Consider the following 18,069-nt stretch of genomic DNA (forward strand, 5'->3'; position numbering starts at 1 on the left):
TGTGGGCATGGCTCAGCTGCGGCCCTCCCGTTCCGGCCGGGGGGGGGGGGGGGGGCGGGGGGGGGGCGGCGCCCCCCCCCCCCCCCCCCGCCACGAGAGGAGCGGAGCCTGTCTCAACGAGCGACCCCAAAGTCTCCACTCAAGCTGACCAAATGTTGGTGAAGCCGGTCGATGACGGCTGCTCGAGGACTGGCCCGTCGCTCTATAAGGCCTATCTGGCGATGGATGGGTGGATCGCCAAAGGGCACGGCAATCACTTCGCCAGGCGTTTCCTTGAGGGCGCTCCAAGGCGCGATGGAAACTCCGAGGCCATTGACCACGCAGGCAACGACCGCCGTGATCGTGTCAATCTCGGCAATAACGTTCGTGACGATGCCGCTTCTCGCGACTTCGGTCTCAATAATGTTTGCAAGACGAAACCGGCTGATGAATTTCACATAGGGAAGGTCCGTAAGCATCTCCGCTGCAGGCCTGATCTGCGTCCCCTTTGGAGCGATCACAAAGAGGGGCTCCTGGATGAACGGGCTCCACCGCAATGTCGATGGGACGCTGGAATATTCGGCCACCATCGCGGAATCGAGGCGTCCGGTAACGACATCGTTGAGCAGCTCATCGGTGTTGGCGACGTGGAGCTTGATTTTCAAGCCGGGGAAGTCGTTCTTGAGGGCGATGATCGCCTTCGGCAACAGAGAAAGGGCGCTTGAGCGCACTGAGCCGATCGTAAACGTGCCACCGACCGATTTCCCCGAAATAGCGTCAACGATATCATCGGCAGAACGCACGAGACCTTGTGCCGCCTCCAGCAATTGAAGTCCCTGACTGTTCAGCGTGATCGGCCGCGTCGACCGATCGAAGAGCTCTGACCGCACTTCCAATTCCAGCGCCTGGATTTGTTGGCTCACGGCAGACGGTGTGAGACCAACCGCGTCGGCCGCCTTCGCGAACGTGCCGTGTTCTGCAATCGCGATGAAGGTCTTCAGCTGACGAATGTCCAACGGGCACCTATCGAATTAAGATTTCCTGTTTATCTTTGACAGAATTATTCGCTTTTATCAAGAAATGCTTATGCTACCGTCTTGCGTAGGAGGTGCCCACGGGAGTTCGGGCACGAGGGAGGATCTGGCAAAAGCACCTTGGTGCTTTGCGTCCTCGCCATTGCCAATCGAGGTACGCATGCCAAGCCAAAACATTCTCGTCACCGGCCCGGCGATCAATGAGCGGGCAGTGAAGCTCGCCGAAGAACGCGGCTACAGCCTGGTCTACGTGCCGCCCTATACGAGCGAAGAAGCTCTCGTGGGCATCGTGGCGGGTGCCGATCCGGTGGGTGTCATTGTTCGCATGGGCCGCTTCGGCGCTTCGGCGATTGCCGCTGCACCCTCGCTTCGGGTGATTTCCAAACATGGGGTAGGCGTCGACAACATCGATCTCGATGCAGCCTCCCGTCGCGAAATCCCTGTCGTCGTTGCAACCGGCGCGAACGCTCAATCTGTTGCCGAACACGCGATGGCCCTTCTCCTCACAACGGTGAAGCGCGTCTTGCCGCTCGACGCCGGGCTTCGAGCTGGAAAATGGGAAAAGCCAGGCTTCGCGGGCAAGGAGCTTTCGGGCATGACGCTGGGACTTGTCGGCTTCGGCGCAATCGCACGTCATACGGCAGCGCTCGCGAAAGCTTTCGGCATCCGCGTCAGCGCCTATGATCCGTTCACGAATGATGCCACGTTCGAACAGGCCGGCGTCGCCCGGCTGAACACAGTCGAGGACATCCTCGCTGGCTCGGATATCATCAGCTTGCACTGCCCGCTGACGCCCGAGACACGAAACCTCCTTGACGACGAGAGCCTCGCTCGGATGAAGCCCGGCTCCTACGTGATCAACACCGCGCGCGGCGGGCTAATCAATGAGGACGCCCTGCTGCGGGCCATAGCCAACGATCACATTGCGGGCGCCGGACTGGACACCTTCCAGACCGAGCCACCTGCGGCCGACCACCCGTTCTGGCAGGAGCCGAAGGTTGTCGTCACACCCCACATCGGTGGTGTTACGAAGGAGGCGAATGTCCGTGTCGGCATCGATGCGGTGGAGGGAGTGCTCGCAATTTTAGAGGAGCGTGGTCTCGGTCGCGAGAGGATCGTGAACTTCCGGGCCTTGGCGGCTACAGCCTGACGATCGAGCCCATTCAACATCATCAATCGCACTTTCAGGAGAGTATTTTGACCATTGGATTCAGAGTTCGCAGTCGGCCCCGGGCCGTCGAGCAAGCGTGGGTCGAGAAGTTTCGGGAACTGCCTGTTGCCAATGTGAGCGATAGCATGCACCGCATGCATGCGGCTGGTGCGCAACTTCGGCCTATGCATCGGTCTGGTAAACTTGCCGGCCGCGCCATCACAGTGAAGGCACCGCCCGGTGACAACCTCATGCTGCACAAGGCAATCGACATGGCCGTCGAAGGCGACGTCATCGTCATTGATGCGGGCGGTGACGTCACGAATGCCTTAATGGGCGAGATGATGCTTGCGCATGCCCGCGGTCGTGGCGTGGCCGGTTTTGTGCTCAACGGAGCTATTCGTGACGCTGACGCGTTTCTTGAGATGAACGTTCCGTCGTTTGCCGTCGGTGTGACACATCGAGGCCCCTATAAGAACGGACCTGGTGAAATCAATTGTCCGATTGCCATCGGCGGGATGGTGGTCATGCCGGGCGATCTGGTCCTTGGCGACGCGGATGGGGTGGTCGTAATCCCGATCGATGACGTGGCCGAGGTCTTTGAGCGGACCGCTGCCAAGCATGCTGCCGAAAACAAGCAGATGGAAAACATCAAGGCTGGGACGCACAAGCCGACCTGGTTCAACGACGCGCTCACGAAGGGTGGTTGCGAACTGCCGCCTGAGCCTTGATCGCGTGAACGACTGAATTTCGCCGGCACTTCACGGAGGAGTTGAAGCTCACCGGCCCAAGCAAAGATCCTGGCTCGTCACAGCAATTCCGCGTCGGGCCGAATGAAACTCGAAGCGCGAGGCGCGCTCGGTAACAGACATCAATGGGAGGATACCATGAAGCATTTGATCCGAAACACCGCGCTGGCGACGACGCTTTTCTTGGGCGCGGGTGCTGCACATGCCGAATGGCCGACGGATCGGCCGATCGAGTTCATCGTCGCTTTCGCTCCGGGCGGGGGTACGGACGTTATGAACAGAACACTGGCGCCATACGTCGAGAAGGGGCTCGGTGCCAAAATCACGGTTCTGAACCGGCCGGGTGCTTCGGGTGAAATCGCCTACACGGCAATGACGGAAGCCCGACCGGACGGCTACACAGCGTCCTCGCTGAACACGCCCGGCTATCTGACCATGCAGATGGACCGGAAGGTCCGTTTCGACCCCAAGAAGATCTGCCCTGTTGCTCGCATCGTTGAGGATCCGGGTTCGTTCATCGTCCAGGCGAACTCGCAGTTCAATTCTCTCAAGGACCTTGTGGACTATGCCAAGGCCAATCCTGGCGCAGTGACCGTTGGGACAACGGGTCTCGGCACGGACGAACATCTCGCCATGCTGCAACTCGAGAAGTCGGCCGGCATCGACCTGACCGCGGTGACGTTCAATGGTGCGAACGAGGCGCGCACGGCGCTGCTCGGCGGCCACGTCATGACGATCGGCATCAATGTCGGCGAATTCGTTGGCAGCGATCATTCCGCCTTCAAGAATCTGGGCCAGTTCGCAGAAGAGCGCGCTGTGATCGCCCCCGATCTACCGACGGCAAAAGAGCAGGGGTTCGAAGTTTTGGTGAGCTCAGAGCGCGGCATTGCGATGGGTTGTGACGTGCCGGAAGATATCCGGGTCAAGTTCTCCGATGCAATCCGAAAGGCCCTCGATAATCCGGAATTCCAAGCGAAGGCCAAACAACAGTCGCTTGCCCTTTCTTATCTCTCTTCGGATGCATGGAGCAAGGAATTGCCGGTTCGGGCAGACCGGCTGGGCGCCATCTGGAAGCTCGCAAAGGAACAGCAGTAATGTCGGCGCCGCGCAAAGCTGGCGGGGCGGGCGACCGTCCGGACCTCCTGACCGCCGTGCTTTTCGTGGGTTTTGGCGCGCTCGGCCTTTGGGCCGGGCGCGACCTGACCCTGGGGGCGGCGTCTGCGATGGGACCGGGCTACCTTCCGACGATCGTCTGTTGGCTTCTCATCATCGTTGGCGTGACAGTCGGGGGAGTTGGTGCCTTTCGTGATCGTCAGGAGATCGCCAAGCCGAAGCTTTGGCCGGTCGCAATCATTCTTTCTTCGGTTGTCGGGTTTGCGTTCATTGCCGAATTCTTCGGTTTTGTCGCGGCGTCGGTTTGGTTGCTGCTCGTCGGCAGCATTGCCGATCGTGACTCAAAACTGCGCGAGGTGATCCTCCTCACCGCGGGACTGACGGCCTTTGGCGCAATGGTGTTCATTGTCGGCTTGGGTGTTCAGATGCCCATCTGGCCATTCTGAGGAGGGACTTATGAACTTTATCGACCTCCTTATGCTGGGATTCAGCGAGGCGCTGACGCCCACAAATCTCGGCTTCTGCCTTTTAGGCGCACTTCTTGGAACCCTGATCGGCGTGCTGCCCGGCATCGGCCCGACTGCTACGATCGCTGTCCTGCTGCCGATCACGTTCTATCTGCCGCCGCTCGCCGGCCTCATCATGTTGGCTGGCATCTACTACGGTGCTCAGTACGGTGGCTCGACAACGGCCATCCTGGTCAACCTGCCGGGAGAAGCCTCCTCGGTGGTGACGGCGATAGACGGCTACAAGATGGCCCAGAAAGGGCGAGCGGGATCCGCGCTCGCCGTCGCGGCCCTTGGTTCCTTCTTTGCCGGTACGATCGCGACTTTTGGCATCGCCCTTGCCGGTCCGACGCTCTCCTCTTTCGCCCTGTCGTTCGGGCCGACGGAATACGTCTCGCTAATGCTGTTCGGCCTACTAGCGGCAACGGTACTTGCTCGCGGACCGGTTCTGAAAGCCATCGGCATGATCCTCCTCGGTCTGCTCCTGGGGATGGTCGGCATTGACGCCAGTTCCGGGGAGGAGCGCCTGACATTCAGCGCCGTGGAGTTGTTCGACGGCATCGACTTCGTCGTCATCGCTATCGGTCTCTTTGGCTTTGCGGAAATTATCGAGAACCTCGAAAATCACGAGGCGCGCGGCGTGCTCGTGAGTAAGCTAAGCCGGCTGTGGCCAACGCGAGAGGACTTCCGTCGGGCCTGGCCTGCAGTTCTGCGCGGAACGGGTGTCGGAACGTTCCTCGGTGTCCTGCCCGGCGGCGGGGCGACCCTTGCGTCCTTCTGCGCCTACTCGGTCGAGAAGAAGATTTCCAAGAACCCGTCCGAGTTCGGCGAGGGTGCCGTCGAAGGTGTCGCAGGTCCGGAGGCTGCCAACAATGCGGGCGCACAATCGTCGTTCATTCCGTTGCTGACACTGGGCATCCCGTCCAACAACATGATGGCAATGATGCTGAGCGCGTTCATCATCCACGGTATTACGCCCGGGCCGACTGTTCTCGCGACGCAGCCCGAGATTTTCTGGGGCCTCGTTGCCAGCATGTGGATCGGCAATCTTATGCTGGTCGTGATCAACCTGCCGCTGATCGGTGTCTGGGTGAAGCTGCTGACGGTTCCCTATCGCCTGCTCTATCCGGCCATCCTGCTGTTTTGCTGCGTTGGCGTCTACAGCATCAACAACCGCATCTTCGATGTGGTTCTGGCAGCCGGGTTTGGTCTGTTGGGCTACGCGTTCCGCAAGGCGAAGTGTGAAGCTGGGCCGCTGCTACTCGGGTTCGTCCTGGGCCCGCTTCTTGAAACGAACATCCGTCGCGCGATGACCATCTCCCATGGCGATCCGAGCGTCTTCTACGAGCGCCCGATCAGTCTGGTCCTGCTCATCGCAACGGTTGGGATGCTCGTGCTGATGGTGCTGCCGTCCTTCCGTCGGACGCGCGAGGTAGCGTTTCAAGACGAAGAAGCATGACACCGGTTGATAACGACGCTCCATGACGGCCGCTCCGCGCGGCCGTTTTTCGCGAAATGATGTAAGGCGTCATTGCCCCGGCAACCTGATCATTGGAAGCTGCGGCCAGCGACCTTGGTGGACACACAATGGGCGATTCCCTTCAAAAGTATCTCTGCTTGAATGATTTTGAAACTGCGGCCAGGCGCCGCCTTCCGCGCCCGCTGTTCGGCTACATCGCGGGCGCGAGTGAGACCAACGCGTCGTTGCGCTACAATGCGGAAGATTTCGATACGTATGCCTTTCGGCCCCGTGTGCTTCGAGACGTCTCCGGGCGGAGCACCCAAACGACACTGCTCGGCGAAACATATGACGCGCCGTTTGGGATCGCGCCTATGGGTATCAGTGCGCTGATGGCCTACCGTGGCGACGTCGTGCTGGCCGAGGCGGCCGCAAAGCGTCGAATTCCGATGATCATGAGCGGATCGTCGCTAACTCGGCTCGAGGACGTCGCCAACGCCGCCCCGGGCTCGTGGTTCCAGGCATATCTTCCAGGAGAACCCGACCGGATTGACGCACTCGTCGACCGCGTGCAACAGGCCGGTTTTCGGACGCTCGTCCTGACGGTCGACACGGCCACCCTGGCAAATCGCGAGAACAATATTCGCGCAGGGTTCTCGACACCTCTGCGCCCGAGCCTGCGTTTGGCGTGGCAAGGTATCACCCATCCGCGATGGACGATCGGCACCTTTTTACGAACACTCGCAACGCATGGAGTTCCGCATTTTGAGAACTCCTATGCGACCCGCGGCGCGCCGATCATTTCGTCCAACGTCATGCGGGATTTCGGGCGGCGGGATCATCTCAATTGGGTCCATCTCGAGCGCATTCGGGCGCGTTGGCCGGGAAAGCTCGTCGTCAAGGGTGTGCTGCACCCAGATGACGCTTTTCGGGCTCATGAGGTAGGCGCGGATGGGTTGATCGTGTCAAATCACGGCGGGCGTCAACTCGACGGAACGATGTCGCCCCTAAGTGCGCTTCCTGAGATCGTTGCGCGAGTCGGCAACAAAACCGCCATCATGGTCGATGGAGGCTTCCGGCGTGGCACCGATGTAATCAAGGCACGCGCCCTGGGCGCACGCTTCGTTTTTGTCGGGCGGCCGTTCCTCTACGCCGCGGTTGCGGCCGGCGGTTCAGGTATCCTCAAAGCCATCGACATCCTAAAATCCGAAATCCATCAGGACATGGCGCTCCTCGGAGCGGTTTCGCTAGACGACATTGACGACGGTTTCGTCGTTCGTCGTGATCGCCGCTGATCGGAGAAGGATTCTGGGGACGAAGGTCTGGGCGTCTCATCGACAGGTTCTCCGGCTCGGTTCCAGTCAAACCGACGGATGCATCTGGACTGCGCGATTATTTGTCGGTTCCGTCCATCTAGGTCGGTCAGGGCGCGGAAAGAAGGGCGGTGACGACAAACGCTTCGCGCTGCCCGCCCCCTTTTGATGTTCAGTGCCTGCGTTGTCGATCGTTCGCTAATGGCCTTCAGCCTACCGGCCCAGTGGGATGACTTCTTCGAGCCGGTCGAGGTAAGCGTCTGCGTTGGCAGCAGATCCCATGCTGTTTGGGTGGATCATGCCATAGACCTTCAGGTATTTGTCGGCAATGAGCGACGTCAGCGATCCATCGATTTCACTCTCAACCTTCATCTGGTTCTGGATAAGATAGCTGTCATTGATCGTCCGGAACCAGCGCGTCGCCTCGGCGTACGGATTGAATTCCATCAGATACCTGCGCGTCTCAAGGCTGTCTTCCTTCGAAAGGTTTCCTTCCGCGCAAATGCCATGCCCTATCGTGCGTCCCAGATGATCGTCGGCCACCGTCCATTTGCGACTGCCCCGGTCGGGAGCTTTGCCAATCACCGCGTTGAGCGGCTCGATGACATTTTTGACGATACTTGCGCTCTCGCCGGCTGACAGAGTAGCGGTTTTGCGGGCCGGGAATGCCTCCAATCCTCGCTTCATGCCGCCCGGATTGTTTCCGCAAAGGGCACCGTTTTGATCTGTTGCGGGATTGGGGTAGGCGCTGATGATGATCCGGCGCGCATCCTTCATGCCCAGGTACTTTTCAAGGAGGCGATCAAGCTCGCGGTACTTGCCGGGAAGCGTGTCGGCGATCGTCTTCTTTGCTTGTTGCGGCGAGACGATCTGACCCGCCAGGCTGAAAAGTTTGGACCTGAACCAGCCTTCGACAATCACGCCAGCGATAATCTTCGAGAAGCCGATGTCGTTTCCACCGACCGAGAGAAGCACAGCGTCGATAGGACGCTTGAAGCCGCTCGGGCATTTTGTTACCAGCCCATCCAGGCGGTTGGTTTCGAACCTTCCCTCGAGCTTTGGCGCATAATTGCCGGCGCGCAGTTCCCAGGGGAGGTAGATGCCTTTGTAGCGGAACGCTGCGCCGACCGGCTCATTGCAGAGCGCGCGAATTACCTGGTTGATCTGCGAGCCGTCCCACTGGTCATAGCGGCCCTGGCTGCGGCCGGCGCGTGAAAACTGGGAAGTGTCGCCAGTGCCGGTATATGGGCCAATGATGCCCTCAAGGATCTCGGCGCCCGAGCAGGCGAAGCCAAGAAAGATCGTTTCCTCCCTGGGTCGGCGCGCCGAGAACTGGATCGCGGCGCGCTGCTGTGCGCCGAGCAAAGATCGATGGCAGTCGCGATCGAGCCATTGCGCCGCATCGGTTTCCATCATCGTGCTGGTCGCGCGCCGTTTTGGAAGTGGGAAGGCGCTGTCGCCGTCAAGCTCTTCAGACAGGCGGACAGGGACATCGGGATTGCCCTCGCCGGAAGCGAAGGAATCGCCGAGACCGACAATCAGGCGTTCTCGGATCAGGGTGTCGGTTCCGCTCAGCTGGTAGCTCTTGCCTGTCTCGAGCACAGTCACGCTCAGCGTGCTTGAGGTTGCGCCTCGTTTTATGTTGATGTTCGTCAGCCATTCGCCGCAAGGCACCCGCCAGGCGTCGAGCGCGATCCCGTCAGCGGACCATTGGCAGGTCAGGGAGGCGGCAGACGGGCCCAAAAGGCGAGCCTTGATTCCGACACGCGGCTCACCATTGATCATCGTGCTATCATAGACGCGCTCGCGATTGTTCCAGGCCGTCGCCGTAGCAAGCCATGCGTCGCGAAGATGGGAGTTGTTATCCGGTTTGTATGGTGCAGCTAGCATTTCACGCATGGTTTGCAGCCGGGATGGCCCGAGCTTTTGCTCCGAGCAACTGACGGGATTTTTTCCCGCGCTGCAGGACGCATCGACAAAGAGATCACGCCGATAATCCCAGACCGCCCTGTCTATTGAGCCGGCCTTGAAGTAGTCGTCCTTGGCGCCGAATGCGCCAAACATCTTGAACGGGCGCCTAAGCTCCCACTCTATCCGCACGTCGTCCTGTGCAGTCGCTGGCGCCGCGGCGAGTGTTGTCGCCGCCAAAATCACCTTCATGAATTTCATGATGCAAATGCTCCCTGAAAAAGATCTTTGAGTTCAAAAGGCGGTGGTCCGAACCGTGGCCGATGCACGCGGCCTGCTTCAGTCCAAGGTGACGATGGTCGCAGGGGCGAAGCGCTGGAAATTCTTTACGCCCGATGTCATCCCAACTTTGAAAACGGGCGTTCCGACCGTCGCTTTCAGCCAGCATTCCCGCTTGCGCTTTATGTAGGTAAAGGCCGTACAGCGATCGCTGTCTATGCAGGCGAGCCGGCACTGCAATGCCGTCGCGTTCGAAAGGGACGGGCTCGCATGGATATCACCGCCCGGCAGATCGACATCATCAAACAGCGCCTGTTTGGGATCGATCGTACCAATGCTGAACGGAGATGGGTTCGGATCTGCACCTGTCAGGAATTTGCCCGAGACGGCGACGGAATTGCCGTCCGCTCGTCCCTCGCGGGATTTCAGGAAACAGTTCGGGCCGCGCAGGATCTTCGGGTCCGCGTTGAATGTGAAAGCCTTGCACGTTCCGTTCAACTCCAGGCAGCTCCTGGCGCACTCGGCCGCGTCGCCGGTACGCTTTGAGGCGATGTCGTCGCCGAAAAGATCGAGCCCGGTATAGAGGGCGATACGGGTCGGCTTGCGAGAAAACTCTTCGATCGCAGACAGGCCCGCGGTCGTGCTCGTCGTGACGGCTGACGCAGAGCTGGCGGCGACAGGCAGATTGGACGTTGGAGCTGCGTTGGGCGCAGAGCTCGCTTCTGAGCGCGTATCTGCTGGCGAAGCTGAGGGCGTCGCCGCAATCTGAGATGATTGGGTAAGATTGTTGGCGGACTTCCGGTTCAACGCGAACCGTTCGATCTCATCTTTCGAAAAGACGTGCATCTCCGATGGCGGGGTCTTGAACATGGTCGTCATCACCTCGGCAGGGGTGCCGAAGCGGGCGAGCATATCGATGATATCGGAGATGGATAGTTGAGCGTTGATCAGATCGTTTGAACCAGACGAGATCTGGTGGACACCAAGCTCGCCATCCACCTGTCGTTCGGAGCCGGCCAGGAAGATGAAGGCGCAAGCTGAATAGCAGCCATTGTCCTTGGCGATGTAGGTGGATAGCCCCCGCTGGTTCACGTCGTCGGCGATTAGCAAGGCCATTTGGACGGCGCCGCCGGCACTTTCAAGCACGAGTAGTTTTGCGTCCGGAAACGCCTGCAAGGCGCGGCGGAAATTGAGCGCCGAGTAGAGATCAATTTCTCCGCTTAACGCGATGACACCGGGGTGGGCATCGTCGACCGAGAACGGGCCGAAGTGCTTCTCGGCCGCCATTGCCGCGCTCTCGTGGAGCGCAAACGCAAGAACAAGCGCCACCATCCGGAAGACCCCGGCGATCAATTTTCCCAAAGCACCAACCCTCAGACCTGCCCTTCGTTAAGAAAACATTAATCAAGTTAGAGTTGCAACTGCTCTGTTCGCAGAGAGTTAACAGCCGCGCCGATATGGTCGGCAGGGACATGCGACTTGTTCAGCGGTCGGCGTCTTCAATTGGCTGCTTAGGTCCTCTGAGTAGCCTTCTGCCTTCAACCAATCCGGTAGCGCAAATGTGGATCCGAGCGGCACTTTTCCTGGTCTTGCTTGCCGTCCCCGTGGCCGGGCATGCCACAAACACCCCTTGCAGCGGAAAGAAGGGCGGAATCGACCGCTGTCAGGGGGACACGTTTATTTGCAGGGACGGTTCGGTCAGTGGCAGCAAGAAGTCATGCGTGGCCGAAATGGGGAGGATCGGGCTGATCGGATCAGATACCAACCAGATGACGCCTGCCGTCTCCAATGACTGCTCGTGCAGGTCAGGCACCTACTGCATCGGACCCCGCGGCGGGCGTTTCTGCCTGACGGATGGTGGTAGCAAGAGCTATCTGCGAAATTAGGCCGCCGGATTGTTCAGTGTTAGACAACCCATGTCAAAATGAACTGTCAGGCTTTTCTGAACAAAGGATCGGGTGATTGCACTGACGGGGTCGAGATCAAATTCAACGTCGCGCCGATGTGTCTTGCCTGCTGCTCGGTCAATCTGAACTGCAGGGACGACACGTCTGTTCGGTGCGGGTCGACGCTAAATTCCAACCTCAGCAAGACGTCGCCACTGCCGTCCGTCACGGCCTGTGCTTTCCAATCGATGATGTCTGATGCTCGAACATTGCCTCGTCCGTCTTTACTCCAGTCCTTGGTTTGCAAGCTGGCCCCCTAGCTGCGTCCGCGCTGGAAATTGGTTCATACCAATTGGTACTGGTTAATCGTTCGTTTGGCATTAAAATTTGCAATGCGAAGGACGAGTTTTCGATCTTCCTGCGCTTTGCCTGTACGTCCGGTTTCGATGCCTTGTGTCGCGCCGGAGATGGTACTCGATGCCAGGGATATCCGAACTGCAGTGCTGAATTGAACAAGCGCAAGGAGGTTGCGATGGTCGCGTTCAATGTGGTGCGTTTCAAAGTCAAGCCAGGCATGGAGACGGCATTTCTCGATGCCCACAGACACATCGCTGAAAGCTGGGCTGGTCTCCATCACGCCAACATCATCAAGACGGGGGAGGGGCGCTACTGCATCATTGCAGAATGGGAGAGCCTCGAAGCCTTGGCCGCAAGTCACCCCCAGATGATCGCCACCCTCGACAGTTTTCGAGAGACCCTGGAAGATCTGGGCGGTGGGTTGGGCGTCACAGACGCGGTCGCAGGGCCCGTTGTTCTCTCAGCGAAGTAGCGGCGTCGACAGGCCTCGAAGCAAGCTGGCTTCGGCACGCGACTCGGGTCTTCGACCGATATAGGTCAAAGGATCGCATAAGCGGTTTGCTCAGGTCTCTATGTGGCCGCGCTGATGCTTCGAAAGCGCATCGATCAGTCTAATCTGCGAGCGGACTCCTCTTTGGTACTCCGAGACAAGGATCTTGGCTTCTTTCGTGGCGTCCTTCCTGTCGATTTTCTGGTCGTGGCACCAGGCGTCGAGGACGCTTTGCAGCAGCGAAACATCTTGTGGCGGTATGCTGGAGTTTGCCAGGTTCATTTGTTGCTCTCCCAAGACGACAAACTTACCCCGAATAATGCCGCCCCCGGCATTGAACGTCATGATACACACTGCGCTGACGTCGCGAAGTAAACCATTGGTGAGCGGCCGCCCGGATGTCGTCGGGGAATTGCCAGGCGCAAAAGCGGGTTGTTCGTCGTCGGGGTCGGTTCGCCTTACGCGCAGACGGGTGCTGCTTGGTTTTGCCCATGGTTCTCGGGCAGGTCTCTACCTGGAGCGTCTATCCGCCGGCGGACGTCGACCACTCCTAAGTGGTTCAATTGCCGTTGCACCCTCTGGGATTTTCTCGAATAGCTCGGCAATCTCGCATTCCAGGGCAAGAGCAAGCTTTTCCAGTGTGACAATGGTCGGATTCTTGGTTCCGCGCTCGAGGTGGCCGGCGTAGGAGCGCTCGATGCCCGCCGCTAGAGCCAAATCATCCTGAGATATCTGTCGCGCAACCCGCAAACGTCGAAGGTTTAAGGCGACCAGCTGCCGTACATCCATAGCAGCAAAACAGCATTTGACAGGCTACGAAACCACGTATTATAGAACTATGAAAGCGACCAGGACGTGTGGTCGATCGAGGCTACACCTTTGAAAGGGGTCGCCATGGAGTTCCGACAACTCTCCTACTTCGTTGCCGTCGCCGAGGAACTGCACTTTCACCGGGCGGCCATGCGCATGCACATCGCTCAACCGGCGCTGAGTTCGCACATCCAGGCGCTGGAGAAGGAGTTGGGTGTGCGGTTGCTTGATCGGTCGACCCGAAGGGTGGAACTGACGCGGGCAGGGGAGGCGTTCTACGATCGGGCGGTCCGGATCATCGGCGATGTCGGGCTGTCGGCGGAGGTGGCGCGCTCGGTTGCCGGCAAGGCGGCACGCACGATCAGGATCGGAACCGTCTATCCAGCAACAACAGGTGTGCTGCCTTCGTTTCTGTCGCGCATCGGCCGGAAGTTTCCCGACGTGGCGCTGCATGTGCGAAGCGGCTCGACCACCGACATCATCCGCGGACTGGAAAACGGCCAGATCAATCTCGGCTTCATCCGTCCGGTCGAGAACATCGGTTCCTTGCGCTTCTTCTCGATCGCCCATGAGCGCTATCTCTTGGCGGTCGAAAAGACGAGCCCGCTGGCGCTTCGAAGCGAAATCGACATCGAGGATCTGCGGGGAGAGAAGATCATCGCCTTTTCCCGTCAGAACCTCTCCTACTCAGAGCGCTATTTCTCCGAGATGTTTGAGGCCCACGGCCTGGCTGGCAACATCGCCTATAGCTGCGACGACACCTTCTCGCTGGTGTCGCTGGTCTCGGCCGGCCTTGGCGTCGGCTTCGCGCCGGAATGGACGAAGGACCTGCCGAACCGCAACTTCGAGCTCAAGCCGGTGCGCGGCGTCGATCTGAAGATCGGGCTTGGCGTCGCCTGGAACAAGGAAGACCCGACGGCAGCCCGCGACGACATCATCGACATTGCCCGGTCGCTGGCCCGGTCGGGCAGGTGGAAAGGAGGCGATTTGCCGTAGTCAAGGGAGATTGAAGAAGTCACGCCAGTGGGATTGGGCTTTCGAGGAGAGTGGGGTCGCGCGCCTTAACCTTATGGGAAGTTGTATCGAAATCTTGACTGTCAGCGTCAATTTTTAGGAGCGCATAGCGAACAGTAATCGAACGCAGCGTGAACTTGATTGTGCTTCTCATGATTCCGTCCGGTCGCCCAGTGGAACGTACCCACAACCAGCTATGCCACTACCAACGGGTGAATTGCTTTCCCTCTGACCGATTGTAGATTGGAGGTGCTGTTGCAGCAGGCAACGACCTCTGTTGCGATGGTGTAGTCTTCCATTAGCCTCTGCTTCCCCGGCAGAGGCTTTTTTCCTGCCGCGGTCCCAACCCGGGAGCGGTCCACGGCTGGCGTTCATCACCGCTGGGTCACGCATATAAGCTTTCGGATTGCCCGGCTTTGTGGGGTGTCGGCAGAGTTGCCTGCCGCGGCCCGGTGTCGAGGATGTTATGAGCGGCCTGCATGATATCAATATCGTGGATGTGACTGACGGCGGCCAGCTCCATCATCATGTCGCCGACCACCATGTCGACGCGTCGAGGCTGAAGGGTTGCGTCCGCGACGCAGGCCTCTAACTGCTCAAAAGTTCCTCCCAAAGCCAGATAGAGTTCCATGGCCGTGGTCAGAACGTTTCTGCGACGTTCGTCGAGATCGCCGAGCGACGCCTCTCCAGTGGACGCAATCATCAAGCGAACAGCTTTGTTCTGAAATTCGCTCACACTCGCAACCCTCTCTTGATTTCCCTGCGAGGCAGATGCGTAGCGCAGAATTCTGAATCTTGCTTTAAAGCCAGTCACTTATACTTATTATCGTCGTTGATCATGCCTTCGTCGATCGATCCACCACAGAAGATTCTCGTAGAAAATCCGCAATCCTCTCAGGCCGCATGGGGGCGCCCAACAAATTTCCCTGCAAGCGGTCGCATCGCCGTGTCTGAAGCCAGGCAACTTGGTACTGATTTTCGACGCCCTCGGCGGTAGCCCGCATTCCCAAACCGTGGGCCAGTGCGATGATGGAGTGGACGATCGCCTGGCTTTTTTCATCAGTTTCGACGTCTTCAATGAAGTACCTGTCGATCTTGATCGTATCAAAAGGGAAATTCTTCAAATACGCCAGCGATGAATATCGCGTGCCGAATTCGTCGAGCGCGATCCTGACGCCCAACAACTCAAGCGTAAATAGAGTGTCGAGATTGCTGGTGGTCCGCTCAAGCAAGACCGACTCGGTGATTTCCAGTTCCAGGCGCTCGGGCGCGAGACCAATCACGTCCAGGGTCTGGGCCACGCGATCTGTTAGTCCCTTGTGCAAGAATTCAGCTGCCGACAGATTGACGGACACGGTAAAATGAGCCGGCCAGGTCGAGGCTTGCCTGCAGGCCTGCTCAAGCACCCATTCGCCGATCTCACCCATCAAGCCATCTGCTTCCGCCATCGGGATAAACACCCCAGGCGGTACACTGCCCGCGATGGGGTGCTCCCATCTGAGAAGGGCCTCAAACCCAACGATTGCACCGGATTCTGCGAACGGTTGATACTCGATGAAGAACTGCCGTTCCTGCAGCGCAACGCGTAGGCTGCGCCTCAGTATCTCCCTCTGCTCCAGCGCCGTGAGCATTGAGTGGTTGAACGTTCTCGCTATGCCCCGGCCGTCGCGCTTGGCTGCATAGAGGGCAATATCCGCGGCGCGCATCAACTGCTCAGCGCCAGTTCCATCTTCTGGTGCGATCGCGATGCCGACGCTTGCACCGACAAACACATCGATGCCGGCGATAGCGAACGGCTCTTTGAAAGCTTTCACGATCGTGTCGGCCATAGTTTCCGCCGCGGCCAGATCATCCCCACGCTGGATAACGGCGAATTCATCTCCAGCCAGTCGATAGGCGACGTCAGCTTCACCAAGCACGGCTCTAATTCGGTCTGCCGCCGACCTGAGCACAAGATCACCCGCCGCATGCCCGAGCGTATCGTTAACCGGCTTGAATTCATCGAGATCGATTTGCATCAACGAAATTTGGTTCGCTTTCCCGGCCGAGAAAATGCCATTCAAATGATCGCTGAATTGCCGGCGGTTCGGCAAACCCGTCAGTACGTCGTGTAGCGCCTGGTACTGAAATGCATCACGCTCGTCGGTCCCAGAACTTGACACTTCCGCGGTAGCCTCGGGGTCTCTCGTTTCGAGCACCCCAAGGTTTTCCTCCGCCCTGAACATGACGAGCGTCCGCCGCATGTCAGGGCTGCTACCGACGGCAACGCTTCGAGGAAGACCGGTGGCGAACACCGAAGCCATGACTAGCCCGACATCGTCAGCCGCAAGTTCGGGATAAATTTCGCAAAGCCTGGCATTCGGTGACGCCGCGTCTGGAAAGGTTCGGCTAAACGACGGGGAGCAGCTGACCAGTCTGCCGGCGTTGTCGTAGAGCGAAAAGATCTCGCCGCACTCACCTACTTCTCGTGGCGGGGTCGAGGCTGCATCGAAATCGGTCATTTCAGTCTTTTGCCAGCATTCTGCGCTTAAGCTGCTTCCCGTTTTTGCGGCCCGTCACAACGCACCTTGCGAATTTGGCATCCAACAGGAATTGCTTACTTACGCTAACGGCCAAGCATTGGGGAAGGAAGGTCGGTTATGGCGTTTCCGGTACGCTGGCAAAAAATAATTGTCACGTTTACTTTGTCCCGCGAACGACGTTTTGTCCCGGGAGGTTCCGAAGACAAAAGCCGGTCGAAATGCACTGAAGTAGCGAAACCTCGTTCATGGCGAAAGGTCGGCTAAGTGCAGCTTCGGATCGCCTTAGGAGACGAGCACGCCAACGACACTGATTCCACAACCGGCTGATCCAGTTTCCCTGTCCGCGCGCCCTTTCGCTTTTCTTCAAGGCGAGGCGAAAGGATCCGCATCCCAGGAGAAATGTTCATCCTGCTGCTGATAGCCGTCTTGGCTTGAATAAGAGTGCTCAACCGGGGGGTGCAGTTCGACGCGTTTCGCGCCCTGCATCTAGCAGAAGTTAAGCACTTCCCCGCTTGATTAACTCTCCGGAAAGCATCCGCGTTATGCCATCGTCTGTGGGCTTAATGCCTGGATCATCAATAAGGCTCAACGCCTCCTGGACCATGCGGTCAATCGGCTGACGGATTGTCGTTAGGTGATACGCGTTCCAGGAGGCCATCGGAATGTCATCAAATCCAACGACTGCAAGATCCTCAGGGACGCGCATGCCACGCTCGCGCGCAGCGTCGATCAAGGCGAGCGCCATAATGTCGTTGCAGCAGAAGATTGCATCTGGCGGGTTGGCGCCTGACAATAGATCCTGTCCGGCGAGATAGCCGCGACGATACTCGAAATCTCCCGAGGCCTGGGCGTGAATCCTCATACCAGATTCGCTCAGGACATCGCGAAAGCCGCGGGCCCGCTCTGCATGGGTCGAGGTGTTAGCAATGCCTCCGACAAATCCAATCTTGCGATGGCCACGTTCCAGCAGAAGTCGCCCGACATCCCGTCCACCCTGATAGTTGTCGCAGGCGACTGCGTTGATACGGATATCCCGCTGCACCCGGTTGAGGAGCACCACCTTGATTTGATGCTGTCGGCAGGCGCGCGCCATCTTCGAGGTGAGTTGTGCGGACGTAACGATGATCGCGGAAGGTCGCGAGGCCAAAATCTGGTCGGTGGCAGAATCCACATCGGTTTGGGCCGGGAGGGCGTAGACCAATAGCTGCCTATGGCTCTCTTGCAGCCGGCGCGCGAGCGCATCGAGGACGGTCGGATAGAACGGATTCACGAGGTCGCCGGCAACCAGGGTGATCGTCCCCGCCGCGATAACCTCGGCGGTCCGCCTCGCGGGGCTGATATAGCCGATCTCCTCAGCGACCGCGAGAATTCGTTTGCGCTTCTCGGCCTGGATTGGAGCCCCCGGCGTAAACGCGCGGGAGACCGCGGCAACGGAAACGCCCGCGGCGTGTGCGACCTGTTTGGCAGTGGGCTTCATGGCGACCGGATTGAAACTTTTTC

The 18,069-nt window shown here is 58.9% G+C and carries 17 protein-coding genes; 8 read left to right on the forward strand and 9 right to left on the reverse strand.

What is annotated here, in order from left to right; translation table 11 throughout:
• Positions 1-113: 113 nt before the first annotated feature.
• Positions 114-995, reverse strand: coding sequence for a LysR family transcriptional regulator (locus ACIQUG_RS10345; RefSeq protein ID WP_402320701.1), 882 nt, complete (start codon positions 993-995; stop codon positions 114-116).
• Positions 996-1,173: 178 nt separating this feature from the next.
• On the opposite strand from ACIQUG_RS10345, the gene ACIQUG_RS10350 reads away from it, so the two are divergent.
• The 6 genes from ACIQUG_RS10350 (at position 1,174) to ACIQUG_RS10375 (ending at position 7,285) form a co-directional block, all read left to right on the forward strand.
• The gene (locus ACIQUG_RS10350; RefSeq protein WP_402320704.1) at positions 1,174-2,163 is read left to right on the forward strand and encodes a hydroxyacid dehydrogenase; all 990 of its coding nucleotides are present in this window, start codon (positions 1,174-1,176) and stop codon (positions 2,161-2,163) included.
• Between the two features lie 47 nt (positions 2,164-2,210).
• A complete protein-coding gene (locus tag ACIQUG_RS10355; protein WP_402320707.1) occupies positions 2,211-2,894 on the forward strand; it encodes an RraA family protein in 684 nt (227 codons plus the stop codon).
• A gap of 102 nt (positions 2,895-2,996) precedes the next feature.
• Positions 2,997-4,007: a tripartite tricarboxylate transporter substrate binding protein gene (locus tag ACIQUG_RS10360; protein ID WP_402320710.1), complete on the forward strand. Its 1,011-nt coding sequence runs from the start codon at positions 2,997-2,999 to the stop codon at positions 4,005-4,007.
• Positions 4,007-4,471: a tripartite tricarboxylate transporter TctB family protein gene (locus tag ACIQUG_RS10365; protein WP_402320713.1), complete on the forward strand. Its 465-nt coding sequence runs from the start codon at positions 4,007-4,009 to the stop codon at positions 4,469-4,471. Before ACIQUG_RS10360 ends, ACIQUG_RS10365 begins: the two co-directional genes overlap by 1 nt.
• A 10-nt stretch (positions 4,472-4,481) precedes the next feature.
• Positions 4,482-5,990, forward strand: coding sequence for a tripartite tricarboxylate transporter permease (locus ACIQUG_RS10370; RefSeq protein WP_402320716.1), 1,509 nt, complete (start codon positions 4,482-4,484; stop codon positions 5,988-5,990).
• Positions 5,991-6,118: 128 nt separating this feature from the next.
• On the forward strand, positions 6,119-7,285 hold the full coding sequence (locus ACIQUG_RS10375; protein WP_402320719.1) for an alpha-hydroxy-acid oxidizing protein: 1,167 nt from the start codon (positions 6,119-6,121) through the stop codon (positions 7,283-7,285).
• A gap of 231 nt (positions 7,286-7,516) precedes the next feature.
• On the opposite strand, the gene ACIQUG_RS10380 is transcribed toward ACIQUG_RS10375, so the two are convergent.
• The 3 genes from ACIQUG_RS10380 to ACIQUG_RS10390 form a co-directional block, all read right to left on the reverse strand.
• Entirely contained in the window at positions 7,517-9,472 is a 1,956-nt protein-coding gene (locus ACIQUG_RS10380) for a hypothetical protein (protein ID WP_402320722.1), read from the reverse strand.
• A 78-nt stretch (positions 9,473-9,550) separates the two neighbouring features.
• Positions 9,551-10,852 (reverse strand): PAN domain-containing protein, encoded by a 1,302-nt coding sequence (locus ACIQUG_RS10385; RefSeq protein WP_402320725.1) that lies wholly within the window; start codon positions 10,850-10,852, stop codon positions 9,551-9,553.
• Between the two features lie 570 nt (positions 10,853-11,422).
• Complete coding sequence (locus ACIQUG_RS10390; protein ID WP_402320727.1) at positions 11,423-11,683, reverse strand: hypothetical protein; 261 nt, start codon at positions 11,681-11,683, stop codon at positions 11,423-11,425.
• A 45-nt stretch (positions 11,684-11,728) separates the two neighbouring features.
• Here ACIQUG_RS10390 and ACIQUG_RS10395 point away from each other — a divergent pair, with 45 nt between their 5' ends.
• Complete coding sequence (locus tag ACIQUG_RS10395; protein ID WP_402320730.1) at positions 11,729-12,205, forward strand: antibiotic biosynthesis monooxygenase; 477 nt, start codon at positions 11,729-11,731, stop codon at positions 12,203-12,205.
• A gap of 90 nt (positions 12,206-12,295) precedes the next feature.
• On the opposite strand, the gene ACIQUG_RS10400 is transcribed toward ACIQUG_RS10395, so the two are convergent.
• Positions 12,296-12,568 carry a hypothetical protein gene (locus tag ACIQUG_RS10400; RefSeq protein WP_402320732.1) on the reverse strand — a complete coding sequence of 91 codons (273 nt, stop codon included), beginning with the start codon at positions 12,566-12,568 and terminating at the stop codon, positions 12,296-12,298.
• Between the two features lie 165 nt (positions 12,569-12,733).
• Positions 12,734-13,012, reverse strand: a complete 279-nt coding sequence (locus tag ACIQUG_RS10405) for a helix-turn-helix domain-containing protein (protein WP_402320735.1) — start codon at positions 13,010-13,012, stop codon at positions 12,734-12,736.
• 105 nt (positions 13,013-13,117) lie between these two features.
• Here ACIQUG_RS10405 and ACIQUG_RS10410 point away from each other — a divergent pair, with 105 nt between their 5' ends.
• Positions 13,118-14,029: a LysR family transcriptional regulator gene (locus ACIQUG_RS10410; protein ID WP_402320738.1), complete on the forward strand. Its 912-nt coding sequence runs from the start codon at positions 13,118-13,120 to the stop codon at positions 14,027-14,029.
• 403 nt (positions 14,030-14,432) lie between these two features.
• On the opposite strand, the gene ACIQUG_RS10415 is transcribed toward ACIQUG_RS10410, so the two are convergent.
• From ACIQUG_RS10415 to ACIQUG_RS10425, 3 genes are all read right to left on the reverse strand, one after another.
• A complete protein-coding gene (locus ACIQUG_RS10415) occupies positions 14,433-14,783 on the reverse strand; it encodes a hypothetical protein (RefSeq protein ID WP_402320741.1) in 351 nt (116 codons plus the stop codon).
• Positions 14,784-14,883: 100 nt separating this feature from the next.
• The gene (locus tag ACIQUG_RS10420; RefSeq protein ID WP_402320743.1) at positions 14,884-16,548 is read right to left on the reverse strand and encodes a putative bifunctional diguanylate cyclase/phosphodiesterase; all 1,665 of its coding nucleotides are present in this window, start codon (positions 16,546-16,548) and stop codon (positions 14,884-14,886) included.
• A 517-nt stretch (positions 16,549-17,065) separates the two neighbouring features.
• The gene (locus ACIQUG_RS10425; RefSeq protein ID WP_402320746.1) at positions 17,066-18,046 is read right to left on the reverse strand and encodes a substrate-binding domain-containing protein; all 981 of its coding nucleotides are present in this window, start codon (positions 18,044-18,046) and stop codon (positions 17,066-17,068) included.
• Positions 18,047-18,069 lie beyond the last annotated feature (23 nt).

The sequence above is a fragment of the Ensifer sp. NPDC090286 genome, from assembly GCF_044769565.1.
Taxonomy (GTDB): Bacteria; Pseudomonadota; Alphaproteobacteria; order Rhizobiales; family Rhizobiaceae; genus Ensifer.

Coding starts and splice junctions, on each gene's coding strand:
- ACIQUG_RS10350 (WP_402320704.1), top strand. CDS start 1,174: ATGCCAAGCCAAAACATTCTCGTCACCGGCCCGGCGATCAATGAGCGG.
- ACIQUG_RS10360 (WP_402320710.1), top strand. CDS start 2,997: ATGAAACTCGAAGCGCGAGGCGCGCTCGGTAACAGACATCAATGGGAG.
- ACIQUG_RS10365 (WP_402320713.1), top strand. CDS start 4,007: ATGTCGGCGCCGCGCAAAGCTGGCGGGGCGGGCGACCGTCCGGACCTC.
- ACIQUG_RS10370 (WP_402320716.1), top strand. CDS start 4,482: ATGAACTTTATCGACCTCCTTATGCTGGGATTCAGCGAGGCGCTGACG.
- ACIQUG_RS10375 (WP_402320719.1), top strand. CDS start 6,119: ATGGGCGATTCCCTTCAAAAGTATCTCTGCTTGAATGATTTTGAAACT.
- ACIQUG_RS10380 (WP_402320722.1), bottom strand. CDS start 9,472: ATGAAATTCATGAAGGTGATTTTGGCGGCGACAACACTCGCCGCGGCG.
- ACIQUG_RS10400 (WP_402320732.1), bottom strand. CDS start 12,568: ATGACGTTCAATGCCGGGGGCGGCATTATTCGGGGTAAGTTTGTCGTC.
- ACIQUG_RS10405 (WP_402320735.1), bottom strand. CDS start 13,012: ATGGATGTACGGCAGCTGGTCGCCTTAAACCTTCGACGTTTGCGGGTT.
- ACIQUG_RS10410 (WP_402320738.1), top strand. CDS start 13,118: ATGGAGTTCCGACAACTCTCCTACTTCGTTGCCGTCGCCGAGGAACTG.
- ACIQUG_RS10420 (WP_402320743.1), bottom strand. CDS start 16,548: ATGACCGATTTCGATGCAGCCTCGACCCCGCCACGAGAAGTAGGTGAG.
- ACIQUG_RS10425 (WP_402320746.1), bottom strand. CDS start 18,046: ATGAAGCCCACTGCCAAACAGGTCGCACACGCCGCGGGCGTTTCCGTT.